Annotated in this window: 10 protein-coding genes; 4 read left to right on the top strand and 6 right to left on the bottom strand. The window is 35.3% G+C overall.

Annotation, left to right across the window (positions count from 1 at the left end):
* A partial coding sequence (locus ACP6PL_RS22555; protein WP_426547526.1) for a hypothetical protein occupies window positions 1-200 on the top strand: 200 nt, incomplete at its 5' end.
* A 354-nt stretch (window positions 201-554) separates the two neighbouring features.
* Here ACP6PL_RS22555 and ACP6PL_RS22550 read toward each other — a convergent pair.
* Together ACP6PL_RS22550 and ACP6PL_RS22545 are read right to left on the bottom strand one after the other, a co-directional pair.
* Window positions 555-1,904, bottom strand: a complete 1,350-nt coding sequence (locus tag ACP6PL_RS22550) for a hybrid sensor histidine kinase/response regulator (RefSeq protein WP_426547525.1) — start codon at window positions 1,902-1,904, stop codon at window positions 555-557.
* Between the two features lie 2 nt (window positions 1,905-1,906).
* Window positions 1,907-4,606 (bottom strand): ATP-binding protein, encoded by a 2,700-nt coding sequence (locus tag ACP6PL_RS22545; RefSeq protein WP_426547524.1) that lies wholly within the window; start codon window positions 4,604-4,606, stop codon window positions 1,907-1,909.
* 880 nt (window positions 4,607-5,486) lie between these two features.
* On the opposite strand from ACP6PL_RS22545, the gene ACP6PL_RS22540 reads away from it, so the two are divergent.
* Window positions 5,487-6,884, top strand: coding sequence for an aromatic ring-hydroxylating dioxygenase subunit alpha (locus tag ACP6PL_RS22540; protein WP_426547523.1), 1,398 nt, complete (start codon window positions 5,487-5,489; stop codon window positions 6,882-6,884).
* A 791-nt stretch (window positions 6,885-7,675) separates the two neighbouring features.
* Entirely contained in the window at window positions 7,676-8,746 is a 1,071-nt protein-coding gene (locus tag ACP6PL_RS22535) for an RNA-guided endonuclease InsQ/TnpB family protein (RefSeq protein WP_426547522.1), read from the top strand.
* A gap of 503 nt (window positions 8,747-9,249) precedes the next feature.
* Here ACP6PL_RS22535 and crtD read toward each other — a convergent pair.
* The gene (gene crtD, locus ACP6PL_RS22530) at window positions 9,250-10,782 is read right to left on the bottom strand and encodes a C-3',4' desaturase CrtD (RefSeq protein WP_426547521.1); all 1,533 of its coding nucleotides are present in this window, start codon (window positions 10,780-10,782) and stop codon (window positions 9,250-9,252) included.
* 889 nt (window positions 10,783-11,671) lie between these two features.
* Here crtD and ACP6PL_RS22525 point away from each other — a divergent pair.
* On the top strand, window positions 11,672-12,664 hold the full coding sequence (locus ACP6PL_RS22525; RefSeq protein ID WP_426547520.1) for a choice-of-anchor L domain-containing protein: 993 nt from the start codon (window positions 11,672-11,674) through the stop codon (window positions 12,662-12,664).
* A gap of 210 nt (window positions 12,665-12,874) precedes the next feature.
* Here ACP6PL_RS22525 and ACP6PL_RS22520 read toward each other — a convergent pair whose 3' ends face one another.
* From ACP6PL_RS22520 to ACP6PL_RS22510, 3 genes are all read right to left on the bottom strand, one after another.
* Window positions 12,875-13,930, bottom strand: a complete 1,056-nt coding sequence (locus ACP6PL_RS22520) for a sulfotransferase (RefSeq protein ID WP_426547519.1) — start codon at window positions 13,928-13,930, stop codon at window positions 12,875-12,877.
* 345 nt (window positions 13,931-14,275) lie between these two features.
* Window positions 14,276-18,661 (bottom strand): tetratricopeptide repeat protein, encoded by a 4,386-nt coding sequence (locus tag ACP6PL_RS22515; RefSeq protein ID WP_426547518.1) that lies wholly within the window; start codon window positions 18,659-18,661, stop codon window positions 14,276-14,278.
* 638 nt (window positions 18,662-19,299) lie between these two features.
* Window positions 19,300-19,482, bottom strand: a complete 183-nt coding sequence (locus ACP6PL_RS22510; RefSeq protein ID WP_426547517.1) for a hypothetical protein — start codon at window positions 19,480-19,482, stop codon at window positions 19,300-19,302.
* Window positions 19,483-19,635: the final 153 nt, after the last annotated feature.

Below are 19,635 nucleotides of genomic sequence, written 5' to 3'. Positions count from 1 at the left end.
TTTTAACCAGAGGTAATTATCAATTATCCATTATCAATTATCAATTAATGAACACCATGTTTTTCTGTGACTATTTGATGAGCGATACTGCTAACGCAACGCTTCGCGAACGCCATCCCCAAACCCGTTCCTTTGCCTACTCCTTTGGTAGTAAATCCTTGCTCGAATATTTTCGCTCTTACCGAAATATTGTGGTTTAAAGCCTCCCCTTTTAAGGGGATAATAAATCAAAATTTTCCTGTTCGTCAATCCTCTCCTTGAAAAGAAGAGGTAATTCTAAATTCTTAATTCTCAATTCTTGAACTCTTCTGGTATTCCCACTCCATTGTCAGAAATTTGCACGATTACATTCTTGAGGTCTTCGCTTAATTCAGTTCTGATTCTAATGCAATTGGGATTGTTTTTAATCTCGACGTAGGTTTTCCCTTCGTACGGAATGCTCCGCATTCATGTCGGGGATAGCCGAGACGACTGCTTTTTCCCCTTGAAAAGGGACGCTTTTAACCTAAATTATTTAATTAATAATTAACAATTATTAATTATTCGGTAAAATTTTATATAGGAATAATGATTGTAAAAATTGTACCTTGCCTAACTGTTGAATTACAGATAATCTTACCACCATGTTTTTCTGTGACTATTTGATGAGCGATCGCCATCCCCAAACCTGTTCCTTTACCCACTTCTTTAGTCGTAAATCCTTGCTGGAATATTTTTCCTTTTACGTCTTCTGGTATTCCCACTCCATTGTCAGAAATTTGCACTATCGCTTTATCTTTATCCTCGCTTAATTTCGTTCTAATAGTAATTTGATTTGGTTCTTTTTCTATTTGTTGAAAGGTTTTTCCAGCATTGCTTTCATCTAAAGCATCAATCGCATTCGCCAAAATATTCATAAATACTTGATTTAGTTTCCCCACATAGCATTTTACTGGTGGCATATTACCGTAATTTTTAATAATTTCAATGGCGGGACGGTTTTTATTGGCTTTGATACGATATTTTAAGATTAACAAGGTGCTATCAATTCCATCGTGCAAATTAAACTCGGTTTTATGGTCGTTATCCGTGCGACCAAGTGTTCGCAGAGATGTGCTGATATTGCGAATTATATCGTATCCACTTTGAATTGATGCAATCAGTTTTGGGAAGTCTTCAGCAACAAATTCTAGGTCGAGTTCTTCCAGTTCGGCAACAATTTCATTATCAAGATGAGAATGTTCGCGATAAAGAGAAAGTCCTGCCAATAAATTTTTCAGATGCTCTTGTGCCGCCCTAACATTGCCACCAATAAACCCAAGGGGATTATTTATTTCGTGGGCAATTCCAGTTACGAGATTCCCCAAGCTTACCATTTTTTCATTTTGTACAAGTTGGAGTTGTGCCTCTTCAAGTTGTAAATATTTCTCTTTAAGCTCTTGATTGGCTTTTTCCAGTTCTTGATTGAGTGTTTTGAGTTGTCGATTTTGTTGAGCTAATTTTTGAGACTGAATAAAGTTAGTTTTTTGGAGCATTTCTCGCAAGCGAAAAAGTTGTAAATGAGTGTCAACGCGAGCTAAAACTTCTTCAGCTTGTAAAGGTTTAGTAATATAATCCACTCCCCCCACGCTAAATGCTTGAATTTTATCAAAGATTTCGTTCAATGCACTGATAAAAATCACCGGAATATCTCGCCATTTTTCATCTTTCTTAAGATACTCACACATTTCATAACCATTCATGTGCGGCATCATAATATCTAATAAAATCAACTCTGGCAGGAAATTTTTCATTCCCATTAAGGCCAACTTAGCACTGGGGAAAGCTCTAACTTCATAGTCATGTTCCTCCAAAAGATTGGATAATAAATGCAGATTAGCTGGGGTATCGTCAACAACAATAATTCGACCGTTATTTTCAATCATAACTAATGTTTTTCAGATAAAATGTTTAAGATTTTTTCATATTCGAAGTTATAAAGACATTTTTGTAAAGCCTCTGCTAACTCCTCGTGTTCCAGAGCAATTTTCTCCACTATACCATTCATTGTTTTACGATCTGAATTCACAATTGCATCCTCTAATCCTCTTTGCCATTCTTCGGGTAATGTCCCTAAATTTTCTGGCGTTAATATCTCCCTTGTGAGTTTGATTTCTTTCTCTTGCACTTCTTCATAGATAAACTCGACTCCGATATGTTCATGCATCGCCTCAAATATATCTTCCTCTCGAAACGGCTGCCTCATAAAAGCATTACACCCTGCGGACAAGATTCCCCCTTTTTCTTCTTCCAGAACACTTGCTGTTAAGGCTATTATTGCCGTCGCTTGTCCTTCGGTTGTGGCTTTGATCTTTTTGGTTGCTTCGTAACCATCAATCACAGGTATCCGCATATCCATCCAAATCAAATGGGGTTGCCATGACTCGAAAATTTCGATAGCTTCTTTGCCGTTGCTGGCTTCTTTGAGTTCAAATCCAAGGGGATTAAGCAATTTTACTAACAGTTGTCGATTCAGGATTTTATCATCAACTATCAGGATGCGATAGCGGGGTTGATCGGGAGCGAGAGCGATAACTCTCCGTTTTGGTTTTTGGCTTCCTACGGCTTCAGACGCCACCTCTTCGACTTGAATCTCAAAACTGAAGGTTGTGCCTTTTCCTACTTGAGAGGTGACTTGGATATCCCCACCCATCAACTCCACGAATTTGCGGGAGATGGGCAAGCCCAACCCTGTTCCTTCTTGTGCTTGTTTGCCAGTTTCAGTTTGGACGAAGGCTTCAAAGAGTTTGTCGAGTTCTTCGGGGGCAATTCCAACTCCGGTATCTTCGACAGCAAAGGATATTCGTTTGAACTCAGAACTATCTGGGGTTTCGATAGGGGTCGCTCGCAGGGTAACACCTCCTACTTCGGTGAATTTGATGGCATTATTCAGCAGATTGATGAGGACTTGGCGCAGTTTCACTTGATCGGTGCGTAGGTAACGTGGCATAGTTTCTTCTCTTTCGAGTAACAGTTGCAACCTTTTTCCATCAGCTTTGAGTTGGAACATATCGTGGATGTCGTCAAGGAGTTGGTAAAGGTCGAAGTTCTTTTCGTTGAGGGTGATTTTACCAGCCTCAATTTTGGAGAATTCAAGAACGTTGTTAATGAGAGTGAGGAGGTGTTCTCCACTGCGAGAGATAATAGCAAAGTTTTCTTGGTAGTCGCGGGGAAGGGTTCGGGAACGGGTCATAATTTGGGTGAAGCCCAGGATGGCATTTAATGGAGTTCTCAACTCGTGACTCATATTAGCAATAAATCTGCTTTTCGCTTGATTTGCAACTTCGGCTTTTTCTTTGGCAACTACAAGTTCAGCATTGGTTTTTTCGAGGGCTTGAAAAGATTCTTTTAATTGACCAGCCATACTATTGAATGATTGAGCTAATTCTCCCAATTCATCATCACGTTCAAAATGAACGGTACGTTCCCATTTACCTTGAGCGATATCTTTAGCTGCCTGGTTTAAGGCAATTAAAGGACGAGTCACCCAACGAGCTGTTAAAATTCCTATTGCGGCAGCAATAATCAATGCAATCATACAAAGAATGATTGTTGTTCGCGTATTCTGATTAATTTGTGCCATAAAATCTGCTTCTGGAATAATCACAACAATTAACCAGTCCAAACCCTTGGCTTTAGGATCTTCAAAAGGAGTAACTTGGAGAAAATGGCGTTTATCATTGATAATAAATTCGAGATGTTGAGATTTTTGAATCTTGTTTAAATCGCCAAAATGATTTTGTAAATAATTTGCTGTTTCTTGGATCGTCGGAATTTGACTATTGGTTGCATTAAGACGGACTAAATCTTCTCCTTGGCTCTGAAATGGCTGTTCTTGTGTCGAAGAAGCAACAATATTGCCATTGCGTTCGACAATAAAAATTTTTCCCGTTCGACCAACGCGTAAATTTTTGAGAAAATCACCTATTTCTTCGAGAGTAATATCAATTCCCGTTACACCCAATAATTTTCCCAATTCGTTATAAACAGGTTTTGAGAGTGTCATCCCCAAGGTTTTATGAGAGAAGAAAATATAAAGACTCCATATAGAAATTTCAGATTCAAATGGTTCTTGATACCATGGTCGTAATAGCATTTTATAGTTAGGACGACCACTAACTTTTTTCGTGGGACGACCTGCCTCATCGATCGCATAGGATTGGAACTCTCGTTGAGTGGTTAATGGATCGGATATCTTGTAGACTAATTTTTCATCCGTTCGTCCTACTCCAATATACTTTTCTTGTTCGTGTATGCCAATTTGAATGGTATTAATTTTTGGAGTTAATTTAACTTGTTTCCAAAAGTAATCTCTGATTTTTTCAGGATTATTGACATTGAGAATATTGATATTGAAAGCAGAATCATTCAATGTATTGAGAGTGTGAGGAATTTCAAGATAGTCACCAACATACTGCGTTACTCTTGAGGTAATTTCTTCCCGCAGTTCTTGGGTTATTTCACGGATCGCTTTCTGACCATTTTTAAATGACAGATAACTAACAATTCCAACCGCCGAAACAATTTGGAGAAGAAATGGGATAACAAAAACTCTGCGAAGAGAAATGGAGGAAAAGAGTTTTTTCATTTTTTTATTCTTATTTTCAATCATAACTAATATTTTTAGGATAAAATATTCAATATTTTTTTATACTCGAAGTTATAAAGACATTTTTTTCATTAATTGATAATGAATCATGAATAATTACTTCTGGTTAACTAGCTATTAGCTTTTCCTACGGAATGCTACCCAAACAGCATTTAGCTGTCAGTTAAAAAATCAAGGGTAACAGTCCCCCACAAAGGAGCGAAAAAATTAGTGGTGCACTTTTTTGGGGGTTTGTAGACGCGGAGCGGCTTCTCTTGAGTATCTCCCATTATACACCTTGAAAATGCTGAATGCTACTTCAAAACTGAGAGGATTGAATATCAGGAAATATGATTAATGAATAATGGAGAGTGGATCATAAAAACTCTTTCTAATTAGAAATTATTCACTGAAACAGAGAGGCTTTAAACCAAATGAATTAATTATCAATTATCCATTGGTAAAGCTTCCCCTAACTCCTTGATTGATAATTTGCTTAATGCAAGAGTATGAACAACTATAATAGCTATTAAAATAAGCCATAAAAATGCACAATAATAAACAAAAATTATGCCAATCTAGAAAAGTTATCATTATTGCAGCATGGAGATACTAGACGACCCAGATTATTACCCTCATAACAAATTATATTAACATATTAGACCTCTCCGGAAAAGAGGGAGTAGGGAGTAGGGGAAAAGAATTAATGATTTCTGCGTATCGGATTGATTTGATTTTTAATTATCGGATATGTCTATTACAAATGAAAGCTGCCCCAGGATAATAGTAAAAAGGTATAATAACTGATTAATTCTCGCTTCTGCCTTGTACATAAACCTATATAATATTGAGTAGCTTAACTAAAATAATTAATAATCTGATGATTACTAACCCTGTAAAAAATTCCCAAAATACCCCTTTAAGTGCAGGTGGAAAAGACCCAGAATATTTTGATTGGCAAGAAGTTTGGTATCCAGTTCATTATGTAGAAGACTTGGACAAAACTAAACCTACACCATTTACATTATTAGAACTAGATATTGTGATTTGGTGGGAAGAAAAAAACAATCAGTGGCGCGTATTTGAAGATCAATGTCCTCATCGTTTATCACCCCTTTCTCAAGGTAGAATTAATGAAGCTGGATGTTTAGAATGCCCCTATCATGGTTGGGCATTTTCTGGCATAGGAAACTGTGAAATTATTCCTCAGCAAACTCCAGGAGGAGAGGCAGAAAAATCATTAAGAGCAAAAGTTAAATCTCTGCCTACAAAAGTCTGTCAAGGTCTTTTATTTGTCTATGCAGGAAAAGTAGAAAATGCTGTTCAAACACCTATTCCTACAGTTGATGTTTTAGATGAAAATTCTAATGAATGGGTTTGTTTAAATACTTTTCGAGATTTACCTTATGATGCTTTAACATTAATGGAAAATGTTTTAGATGCTAGTCATATTCCTTACACTCATCATCGTACTGTGGGCAACCGCGCTAATGTTGCTCCGGTAGAATTAGAAGTAGTAGAATCTGGAAAATGGGGTTTTAAAGGAGTCTGGGAAGAAGGTCCGAGAAAAGGAACTTTGGGAAGACAAGAAACTAATTTTATTGCTCCTGCAATGATGTGGCATGACCTTACTTCTAAACAATTTGGTCGTACATTAACAGTTGTATATGCAACACCTATTCGTAAAGGAGAATGCCGTTTATTTGCCCGTTTTCCTTTTAAATTTTCTTCTCCCTTACCGAAATTTTTTATTAAATTAAGCCCGCGTTGGTATTCTCATATCGGCCAAAATGGGGTATTGGAAGATGACCAAATATTTTTACATTATCAAGAACGATATTTAGAAGCGAAGGGTGGTAGTGCTAATTTTTCTAAAGCTTTTTATTTACCTACAAAGGCAGATTTATTTGTATTTGAATTGCGTTCTTGGGTAAATAAATATAATGCTCAATTATTTCCTGATGCGACTTTAAGTCCTGCTATTTCCTCAGAAATATTATTAGACAGATATCATTCTCATACCAAAAAATGTAGTAGTTGTCGCACTGCTTTAAAAAAATTACAACGAATAAAAGTTGGGGTAATACTTGCTACTTCAGTTATGTGGGTAGTTATCCTTTTATTACTATTAATATTAGATGATTTGAATATGATGTTGATGATTTTTTTAATTTTAAGTTTGCCTGTTGGAGTTGTTTCTTGGTTGGGGTTAAGTGAATTGGAAAAACGGTTTTATCAAGGTCGAGAAATACCCCCAAGAAATTTACCAAATAATTAACATTTCTCTATAGTGTTAAATCGTTGTTGCGGGTTTATTCTATTGAATGTTGATATGATTAATATTAACTAAAACCCGCCGCTACTATTGCAACATTTTATATCTGTCAAACTACTGCTGTAATTGCTATGAAATACTATAATTGGCGTTGGATAATCTAGAGATGAATTATAAATATTCACCCCCTTTCACTACTTGTTCCTGTTCCTATTGAGCAGGAAATACTCCCTACATCGAAGATGGGGAAATGTTTTCCTACTGTTGCCTGCTATATCAATGTTTGACATTGAAAAGCAAATAAAGACATCTTTAAAGTTACCTTAAAGCTGGCGATCTCGACTAAAACAAGGAAGATATTTGTCAATCATTTCATCATTGATAATCTGCGTTTTCTCAGATAAGTTAATTTTCTGCGGTTGTTTACACCTACTACGCTCTAAATCGTATGAAATGATAGCATCAATTAAGTAACTGATTTCTCCGTAATTTGTCATCTTTAAAATTTCCTTGAGTTCGTCATACTATTAATATATTTGATTTTTTGAGTTGAAGCAGTGATACCTATCCTCAGAATATGTGAAATTTGTCTTAGTAAATTAATGAAGCACATCAGTAATTATGATGAGCATAGTAGGCTTTTCAGGTGACGATTTTAAAGCTTCTGTGTGATTTAACTCACTAGTTAGGACTAACTACTGAAGTCAAATAATTGGACAAAATTGTACATAAATAGACATTCTTTGTCATATAATAGAATCAATGTCATAGATTTATTTGAGGTATAGTACCCATTGTGCAAATCAATAAAGACGAAATTAAAACTTAACAACAAACAAAAAACAATACTTGCTAAACACGCAGGTGTAGCCCGTCATGCTTATAATTGGGGATTAGCAACTTCCATTTCTGAATACGAACAAACAAAGAAATGCCCTAGTGCTATCACCTTACATAAACGTTTAGTAGCTGAAGTTAAAAGTCAAAATCCCTGGTATTATGAAGTTTCAAAATGTGCCCCTCAACAGGCATTGAGAGACTTAGATAGAGCATTTAGAAACTTTTTAACTATTCAAGGACGTGGATTCCCTAAGTTTAAGAAAAAAGGGAAAAAAGATAGCTTCTATTTAGAAGGCAGTATTAAGATTGTGCAAGGAAATTATATCAAACTACCCAGAATCGGAATAGTAAAAAGTCACGAAATCTTACCATCTGTACCAGTAAAAAATGTGAGAATATCTAAACGCGCAGATAATTGGTACATCAGCTTTAAATATGAGAATGAACCAACGCATACTGCCAAGAAACGAGATGTTATCGGTGTAGATGTAGGCATAAATACTCTAGCAACTTGTAGCGATGGCACACCCTTTGCCAACCCTAAAGCCTATCAGCAAGCAAAAAAACGGCTAACTCGTGCTCAACGCCGTGTCAGCAAAAAGAAGCTTGGCTCCAAAAACAGAGCCAAAGCTGTTCAAAGATTAGCCAAAACTCACAAAAGAGTATCTGATATCAGAGCAGACAAACTCCATCAACTCACAACATGGTTAGCTAAGAACCACAGCACCATAGTGATAGAGGATTTGAATGTTAGTGGAATGCTCAAAAACCATAAACTAGCAAGTGCCATAGCAGACTGTGGGTTTTATGAGTTCAAGCGTCAACTTACATACAAATGTGAATGGTATGGTAGTGAATTAGTCATAGCTCCTAGATTTTATCCAAGTTCTCAAATATGTTCAAACTGTGGGTATCAACAAAAAATGCCGTTGAATGTGAGAACTTATAAATGTAGTGAATGTGGTTTCACTGCTCAGAGAGATTTTAATGCTGCCGTCAATTTGGAAAACTATATATATCAGTAGCTTGAGTTCCAAGCGATGTTAAGCCTGTGGAGAGAAGAAGGTTGCAGACTGCGGTCGGTGATTCTCAAGGAAACAGGAAGCTAGCTCCAAAGTTCATGGGTTCGCGCGTGGGTAAGTTTGGGTAAGTTTAGTAGAACGGGAATTAGAATTGAGAAATTTCAAATGACAAGTGATCTAATATTATCTCCAGATAATAAGCGATGAAAAAATTTTTGTTTGTAGTAGTATGACACACCTAAAATTTTGCAATAGTAGGAGCGGGTTCGGTTTTCAAATGAACCCGCCCTAATACACTTCTGTGTCAGTCCAGTAGTTTTGCTTGAGCAAGTGAAATATCTATCTTAATTACTAGAGCAAAACTACTAGCTTTAATTATAACTATTCAACCGGGCATGATATATAAGTTACCATTACTGTTAGAACATTTTGAAACTCTCAAATTTAGTCACAGTTAGAATTTAAATTCTTACTTTTGACTTTTGAGTTATAACTTCAGGTGTAAATCATTCCTCAGCCTCAATTTGTCGCACCACAGTCAATGCTGAATAAGATACTCCTGCCGTACCCTCTCCCGGATGAGTCGAATCTCCCACTAACCACAAATCCTGAATTGGAGTCCGATTAGCAATTCCAAATGGCCCGAAAGTTGCAAGACGCTGACCAACACCACCAACAATACCTTCATCCCGAGCCGTAAATTTGACAAAAGTACGAGGTGTAGCAGCTTCCTGATGAACTATTGTTTCTGGTTTTAAATAAAAATATTCACTCAAGCGAGCGATCGCTTCCTCCGTATATTTCTGTTTCAACTCCTGATAATCTTGGCAATGTCGCCAAATCTGAGTATCGGTAAAACTTGAAGCAGTAATTGTTGCTTTACCAGTGGGGGCGCGACCATCTCCCGGATGACTCACTGACACAAACAAAGAATTATTTTCCCCAATAGGGCCGTCATAATCGTAGAAAAATTGCAAGTGGGGCGAGCAGTTTGCCGGAATAGCACTTTCATCGACTCCCAAATACACCACAAATGCACCCCAGGGAGATGGGAGTTTATCAACTCGGCGTTTGTAACCAGTCATTGGGTATGAGGTTTGTGGTTGATTTTCATCTCCCACTAATTTTACTAAGTTTTGCACAGTGACATTTGCCACAACATGGTCAGCAGTTTCTACCCAAGTTTCTCCTGTTTTCTGATTTCTAATTCTAACAGCATTAGCTTTGTCATTATCTGTATATATATGTTCAACAGTATGACCCATCAATAACTTTCCTCCATCTCTTTCTAGAGCTGCAACTAGGCGATCGCTCAAAACCTGCATACTTCCCTCTAGATGGTACAAACCTTGAGGAGCTTGAGAAACAGCTAAAGCAGTCGCAGCGTAAAGTAAAGCTGTTTCCTCCGTACCAACTTGGGAGTAAAGTTTCAGTTGTAAATCTAGAAAAGTTTTCAACCGTAGATTATCATTTAAGCCATATAACCGTAACGCATCCGCCACTGTCATTAAAGTAAATGGCACTGTAATTAGAGTATAGGGGCGCACTGCTTTTACTAACTGCCACAGATCCCAAATGTTTCGGGGTGGCAAAACTGGGTCGCGACCTTGAAATTTCCAACTTGCCTCAAACAGTTTTGTCATTAATTGCCAAAAGGGTTCGCTACCAGAAAATTGTCGTTGTCTTTCTTCCTGCCATTTTTGGGGGTCGCGCCAAACGTTGATGGGTTCGGTTTCGCCCGGAAGAAATACGGCGCAGGCAGGGTCGCAATGGGTAGCATTCGGGATGTCCATTTCCAATTCTGAGAAAATCCGGTGATGGATGCCACCAGGTTCCAAACCTGCTACTTGAGTTGCACCGACATCAAAAGTAAAACCACGCCGTTTGAAGGTTGAGGCGCAGCCACCGGGAATTATAGCTTGGTCAAATATCTGGACTTCGTAGCCTCTATGAGCCAGTAAAGCTGCTGCCGTTAGGCCACCAATACCTGCACCACATACCACAATTTTTGATTTTTGTATAGTTTTTTTAGAGGACATGGGATAATTATTAACATTTTTTAACTAAATATTAATATAATCTGTCCTTTTAGTTACTGGCAAATGTTAAGGAAAAGCTTTCGTGAAGCGGAACGGAGTTCCATCGCGAATCGGAACGGAGTTCTATCACGCAAGCGAAACGTAGTTTGATCGCGGAGGGGAAGTAGCGTCAAAGCTTTGAGTCTATCAAGTCTGATTTTTGACTTTTGACTTTAGCAAAAAATCATAACCACATCTGCCATGATAGGTCAATAGCAAACTCTGGTACTTTATCAAATCTTCATATTAGAGGGGTTTTTTTTAAAGATTTGGTGAAATATTGTTATTTATTCAGAAAATGCCTGAATTCACTGAGAAAAGTTGATAAATTTATAGTGAAAAACATAAGTAATTATACTGTGAAAAAATCAGTCTATGGCTATTTCAAAATTAATCAAGAAACTTTCAATAACTCTGGCAGAATGAACTCTAACTCAGGGAATTTCTATAACTCCCGCTCCTGATGCTAGAAACGATATACTACTATATTACAATCAAATCAATACTCGATTATGAAGATTCGGTAAAGTTATCAAAATTAATTCAAAAGTAATCCGGTTTCTCCATATTTATCCTAGAAAGGATATATCACAATAGTAAAATAAAACTAATAGCCGATTATGAAGATTCAGTAAAGTTACTTAATCTTCACTCAAAAGTAATCCAGTTTCTCCGTACATATGCTAGAAAGGAAAAAATACTGACGGGAATAACTCACATAATTTTCAGTTATGTTTCACTAATTTACTAATTTATATAGATAAATTTCATATATTCTCAAGATCAATATCACTTGATAAAACCGAAAAATTACACATAAAAAATTTTATTTTTAAGGACTAATTAGGGTATGACTACTTCAAAATTTTTCAAGAAACTTTCAATAGCTGTTGCCAGTACAGCTTTTATGTCCTTGAGTGGAGCAACTATAGCTCAGGCGATTTCTATAACTCCCAACAATAATGGGGAAGCTTTAGTAAATGAGATTCTGGGAAGTGGAATTACTATTGACCTAGATTCCATCAACTATAGAGGTGCAAATGGTGCTTCAGGAATTTTCACAGATGGATTATCATCTGGAATTGGGATAGATCAAGGTATTATCTTGACTACAGGAAAAGCAAAGGATGCTGAAGGCCCTAATGATTTAGATAAAACAACCACCGAGAATAATTATCGTGGAGATCCAGATTTAGATGGGTTAATTACAGAAAAAACAAAGGACGCAACTATTCTGGAATTTGAGTTTGAAACTCAAGGGGGTAATGTTTTCTTCAATTATGTATTTGCATCGGAGGAATATAACGAATTTGTGGATAGTAAGTTTAATGATGTCTTCGGTTTCTTCCTAAATGGAGAGAATATTGCCTTAATTCCTGGTACAACTACTCCAGTTGCCATCAATACAGTTAATGGGGGTAAAAATCTAGAAACTAATGGTAGTAACTCAGAATTTTTCAACAACAACGATCCCAGTGATGGTGGACCATTTTTTGATATAGAATATGATGGTTTTACTAATGTTTTTACTGCACAAGCACTAGGATTAGCTTCTGGTTCTCATACTATTAAACTAGCGATTGCTGATACGAAGGATCAAGGTTGGGATTCTGCTGTGTTTATTCAGGCAAAAAGTTTTTCGGATGGCGGAACTTCAGATGGAGATACTTCAGATGGAGACACTCAAGATGTTCCTGAACCAATCATAGATGGAGGTATCTTGGCAGAACCTCCAGCTCAAGACACTGAAGATGTTCCAGAACCTTCCATAGTTATAGGTTTGTTAGGAGTTGGTTTTGCAGGTTCGTTGCTCAAGAAAAAATCAACAAAGTCTCATAACTAACATCTCTAACGGTGTTACATAAAAAAATTTGAAAACATTCCCTAGAGCCCCATCTTCCAATATCTCCTAATTCTCACTTTTCTACTCTCCTAATACCTTAAATAATCATTATTTAACCAGACATAATATAAATTCTTTTCAAAGGATTGGAAAGCTGTACTTAACCAATCCAGATGATCTCCTTACTGATTGCTAATTCCTAACCGCTGTTTAATATATATAAAGTGTAGCTATTTCCATTTTTTGATGATTATTTATTTCTACAAAAATATTTAATTTTGCTGACTCATTAATAATAATATTTTCAAATTTAAAACGAGCATTTTTACTAACATTAACTCCAGGATATTTATCGCCATATACTGGAGAGGTTAAGCCTAGTTCTGCTTGAATTACTTGACCAGAACAAATTGTATATATTGCTGATACAGAAATTTGATTATTTGTGGGAATGATTACACCAGCAAGATTAAATTTTTCACCAGGTAATATCTTGTTTGGCACATTATCAATTTTACAGACAGAAAATAAGTGACTATATAAAGATGCAGGTGTTAGTTTAAGCATAAAATTTTGATAAGTCTGAATATTTTTCTGCCCGTAGCTGTGAGGAGTTAATAAAATTTTATCAATATTTTCTGGATATTCAGCACCCAAAAAATCAAATAATAATTTAAAATTACTTGATTGTGAAACTACTTCCTCGTAGGAAATTAGAAAACTATTCTCTGGGTGAGCTTTTTTATAGGTATGAAAAGCGGTTTCAAGTTTCATTAGTTCATTTCTAGATTCTGCTAGATCGCTATTTACCCACCAACCACTTTTTAAGACATCATCTAGATTTCTCACATTGAAAATAAAAGCAGGTTTGGGAAAAATTTTAGCGAGAAAGTCTAAGTAATCAGCAATATCTTTTTGTTGTTGATAGACTTCAAAATATCGAATTTCTTTAAATCCATAGCAGACGATATTTTGATCGTTTTTTTTGTCAGCTAATAAAAGATTCCTAACCATTTGCTGACAGTAATCTAAAAATAATTCTAGATTTATTTCTCCTGCTCCATACCAAGGATGATTAGCTTGAGAAGCATATTGATGATTACGAGTATCTATCAATTTTTTGTAAGCTTCATATAATCCATAAATAAAGTTATTATTTTCGCCTCTGACTAAAACTCCGTCAATATTATTCAAAATACCTTGGAGTAAAGTTGAGCCACTTCTACCATAGGTGACAATTAAAACTGATTCAAAATTTAAAGACATATTTTTTTTAAGTAAAAATTCAAAATTCAAAAGTAATCAAATAATAGTTCACAAGTAATAAGTGTTAAGTAATAAGTAATAAGTAATACCTCTGCCTGTTTGCGCAGCATGAGCAGGAAAGTCAGAGGATTCAAAAAATGATGAATACGCAAGAATTTTTCTTTATGAATGAAGAGGCTTTAAACCTTCATCTTCGGGCTTGATTTTACTTATTACTCCTTACTCCTTACTCATTACTCCTTACTCCTTACTCATTACTCCTTACTCATTACTCATTACTCCTTACTCCTTACTCCTTACTCCTTACTCCTTACTCATTACTCATTACTCCTTACTCATTACTCATTACTCATTTTTATACTCTCGCCAAATAGCATCAACAGAATAAAAATTTTGTAATAATTGATAATCTTCTGCATAAAATTCTATCAATTTTGTCAAAGATTTCTCTGTTAAATCTTTGAGAGTTATTTTCGGACCCGCAGTTTGAAGTCTGGGAAATTCTATTTCAACCTTTGCCTTTTGAGAAATTATTTGTCTGAGATTTTCTAAATTTTCAATTGGGCAAATAAAATCATAAATACCAAGGTCTTTACCTATATATTTGTTCTGAGGTAAAGCATGATGAATAATATCATCAGAAAATTGAAAGTAATTTTCTAAATTTTCCACAAAACAGTTAATATCTGGTTCTAGTTGTAAGCCAACATTTTGAACTTTTCCTTGAACTGGCTTTAACCAAAATATTTTATAATGTAATACAAGATTTTTATAACAAGATAATAGTCGCTTAACTGGGTCACGAATTACAGTAAATTTGACATACCTATCTAAATTTTTGAGATGCTCTAAAACATCAGTATAGGGATACCAGAACTGATGAATTTGTTCTATAGATTCAGAATATTCTTGGTTAAATTTTAAGGAGTAAAAAATATGCTTGATAGTGGTACTAGCACATTTAGGAATTGGTAAATAAGCTAACCCTAGTTCCTCAAACTTTAAGACTCGAAATACTTGTAATTTTAAGGTACGATAAATTCTTGGTGGTTGATTAGGGTCTATTTCTATTGCCCGACTATAATATTTTAGAGCAGATTCAGTTTCTCCTTGATCGGCTAAAATATTTCCCAATTTTAGATGAACACTAGCATCTTCAGGAAATCTATCTATTGTTGCTTTTAAGACAGCGCTTGCTCTCTCCATTTGATTTGTTTTGACAAAAAACTGACTCAAACTTTTATAAACTTTTAGTGGTCGATCTGGTTCAATTTTAATTGCCTTCTGAAACTTATCAATAGCAACTTGGAAATTTCCTTGTTTAGCAGCTTCTCGCCCTTCTTTTAAGATAACTTCTGCATCTAACTCTTGTAAATTTGGCTGAATATCACCAGAAATAATTCCTAACTGAACTAAATTAAAATCATAAGGTTTAATACCATTCAAATATAAAATCTTTGCGACTAATACATCCTCATACAATTCTCCACGGAAACAACCAGGATATTTCATCGTATATTCAGACAAAATCTTCAGACTTTTTCGAGACAGAAAATATCCACTTCCACCATCACACCACCGCGCCAAAAATGGCAAATCATAAGGAGTTTTATCAACAGATTTAGATTCACATTTATTAAAATGCCAAGACCTACCGATAGAATATCCTATAGTATTACCCATATAATCCTGGGCAGATTCTGTTGACAGCCAATCTATTAATTCTAAAAATCTTGGCATATCTTTAATCCAGGTATCATCATCTAACTTCAACACTCCCTGAAAATCAAAACAACAATGGAAATATTGAAATACTTGGAAAACTTTGAGAGGTAAAGATTCATAATTATCAGGAGATTTGACATATAAAATATCTCCCTCATTTTGCCAATCAGAACTTAATTCTGGTTCCCCAATTACAAAAAAGTAGGGCAAGTTGATTTTTTGATATAATTTTTCTCTCAAAATTTTGATTTTATCAAGATTTTTTTTGCAGGAAATAATCATAATAGCTATCTTGCTATTAGATAAATTAACTAATTTGGGCATCTTGCCTGTGAGATGATTATGTTGTTGTAAATTAGTTTTGATTAGAGGTAAGCAAGACTGATTATCAGGATTTAATAATAGGCTATTTTGCAGATGTGAAATTGCTTGTTTAGATTTTTTAGCACTTGCAGAATCAACCCCCAAATAGAGGTAAATCATTGACAAAGTAATATGTTGAATTATAAATATTTTCTGGTTTTTATGCACAAAATCAATTATATTTTCAACGAATTCAGGTTGATTATTAGCTAAACAAGAACGAACTATACTTAAGACAGATAAAATAAAGACAAGGTGATTATATTGCAAACCTTCTAGTAAATTCTTGCCATAAAAATCTCGACAACTTTCTAAATTAATCTGATAAAGATTCCATGCCCGATCTAATTTACCATTAGCAGCTAATTCACAAGCTTCAACAATTTCATTAATCAGGCGATGTTGATTAAATAGATATTTTTTAGCGATAAAATCATCTACAAATTCGTTAATCTTATCTAGATTGCCAATAGTCAAAAAACATCGACAGAGGTGAGGATAAGCAGATAAAAATATTCCCGAACTACTGGCTTTTTGATAATTATCAATGGCTGCTTGATATTTGGATTGACGAAAATATAAATGACCTAAACCGAGATAACCTTCACTAGAATATTGCGACAATTCCTGAAAAATTGACTCTGCTTCTGCCAATTTTTCCAACTTCATCAAAATCTCACCGCAACGGATATAAGCAAGAATGTGTTTAGGAAACTTTTCAATTACTTCTTGCCACTTAGTTAATGCTAACTCCCAATTTTGCTGCCTTTCTAATATCCAAGCTAAACCACAGAAACCATCAGATTGATAGGGGAATTTTTCTAATACATCATTAAATACAACTTCTGCTTCCTTAAACCTAGCTAACTCAATTAATACATTACCTTGGGCAACATAAAAAGACAAATTTTCAGGAAATTTACCGATCGCTATTTCCCACCTTTCCAATGCAACCTTCCACTTTTTTTGTTGTTCAGCAACCTTAGCTAAATTTTCCCAACCCAAAGTTTGCTCCGGAAACTTTTCTGCCAACTCACCAAATAATTTTCTGGCTGCCTCAAATCTCCCTAATTTAACTAAGACTTTACCTTTACCTACAGAAGCAGGTAAATTCTTTGAGTCTAGTTTCAATGCTTTCTCGTAATTACTTAAAGCAGCCTCAAAATTTTGCAAATGATTGAGATAAAAATTTGCTAAATTAACATATATACTAGGATTATTAGAATGAAAAATCATCGCAGCTTCATAAGTTTCTAAAGCAGCCTTAATATCACCTATATTCGTATTAACTGTAACTAAATTTTTATAACCAACCCAATTTTCTGGTTGTAATTTAATTGCTTTTTTATAAACAGTAATTGCTCCGGCAAAATTGCCAACTTGATTAAAAACTTCACCCAATTTTATATGTAACCAATAATCTTGGGGAAGAGCTTCTAATCCATCCTGATAATAAACAATAGCCTCTTCTAAATTTCCCTGTTCTCTACAAACATCTCCTAATCCAATATCCACCCATGAATTATCAGGTTTTAATTCCATTGCCTGCTGATAATAACTAACAGCTTTCTCCAAATTTCCTTGGGCTCGAAAAGCTCCCCCTAGTCTGATATATAACCAAACATTTTTACAACTTAACTCTCTGTTTAATCCATCCTGATAATAAACAATAGCCTCTTCTAAATTTCCCTGTTCTCTATAAATATCTCCTAATCCAATATAAATCCAGGAATTATCAGGATTTAATTCCATTGCCTGCCGATAATAACTAACAGCTTGCTCCAAATTTCCTTGGTCTCTGAAAATCGCCCCCAATCTGATATATAACCAAACAGTCTCAGGGGTAAACTCTCTGTTTAATCCATCCTGATAATAAATAATAGCCTCTTCTAAATTTCCATGTTTTCTACAAATATCTCCTAACCCAATATAAACTAAAGAATTATCTGGATTTAACTCCATTGCTTGTCGATAATAACTAATAGCTTGCTCCAAATTTCCTTGGTCTCTGAAAATTCCACCTAATCTAATATAAAACCAAAAAGTCTCAGGACTTAATTCTAGTTTTAATCCATCCTGATAATAAGTAATAGACTCTTCTAAATTTCCCTGTTCTCGACAAACATCTCCCAACCCAATATAAACTAAAGAATTATCAGGATTTAACTCCATTGCCTGTCGATAATAACTAATAGCTTGCTTAAAATTTCTTTGCTCTTTTAAAATCCCCCCCAATCTGATATATAACAAAACATTCTCAGGACTTAACTCAATTCCCTTTTGATAATAATCAATCGCTTCATTAAACTGATTAATTTCTCGGTAAGTATCCCCAATTAACCCATAAGCAAATTCATTTTTTGGGAAATTTTTCAACGCATTATGATAATAGTCAATCGCCAGTTGGTGCTGACCATGCTTTCTGAGAATATCTCCTAAAATTTGATAATTTTCTAAATTTTGAGGATCATTTTCAATGACTTTTTGATAAGATTCAACTAAACCTTCCCATGCTAATAAACAGTCAGGATTAATTTCTACAGCAGCTTGAAAATTAGCTATTGCCTCCTCGAATTTCCCTTCTATCTTCAGTTGATTTGCAATTTCTAGCAAACTGATACTTTGCGATTGATTATTCGACATTGTATAAACTCTTTCCCTGTTTAAGCCCTATTACTTTGAGTTGAACAAAACTATTAGTGAGTGTTTCGCCTCATCTTTACAGTCAAAGATGTTGCACTTCAGAAATTTTTCAATTTTCTTGATAAAAAATTTTGTTAACTTTTAGATGTTTTTCATCAAAAATTCTTCGGTAGTCTAAACTCCAGTTTTAGTCGGAAGTTGATAAATATGGGAAACTCAAACCCTAGGAATTTTAGCTAATAGTAAATCGCTAGTTAACATCTATAAGTATTTCTGGAAAGTTAGCCATTGGCCAAATTATAAAATGGCATTATATAGCTCAAGTCAGAAGTTAGAAGTCAGAACTCAGAAGTTAAATTCTTGTTGTGACTAAACTTGAGAGGAGCGAGAATGCCAGCGCTAATAATGACGGCCGCTATAAAAATCTTTTTCACCAGAAAATCAACCAAAACCGTAAAAAAATTACTATGACTTACCCAGAAAGGGAATTTCTCTAGTAAAGTTCCTCATTTGAAAATAATCAGGGTAAAAAACCCGGTTTTTTGGTTGGGTGTGTAATTCCTGATAATTATCAAAAAAATACTTTCCTCCATTTCCTCGGCAATATCAAGTTCAGATAATTATTTATTAATAAAATCTCAAGTCTTTCCCTCAACACAGAGATGTATTTCAATTTCTCCCCATCTCCCCATCTCCTCAACTCCCCATCTCCCCATCTCCCCATCGCCCCATCTCCCCAACTCCCCAACTCCCCAACTCCCCAACTCCCCAACTCCCCAACTCCCCATCTCCCCATCTCCCCATCTCCCCACCCTCCCCATACTCCTTACCCTTTCCCTCTTACCGAATTATTAATTATTAATTGTTAATTAAATAATTGTGGTTTAAAGCCTCCCCTTGGATAGGGGAAAAAGCGGTCGAGGGATGGCGAGGAAACCTCGCCATATCCAATCGACCAAGAGAGCGGTCGGAAA

This window comes from Dapis purpurea BLCC-M126 (assembly GCF_050015975.1).
Lineage (GTDB): Bacteria > Cyanobacteriota > Cyanobacteriia > Cyanobacteriales > Microcoleaceae > Trichodesmium.
This window is presented reverse-complemented; position numbering and strand designations above follow the sequence as displayed.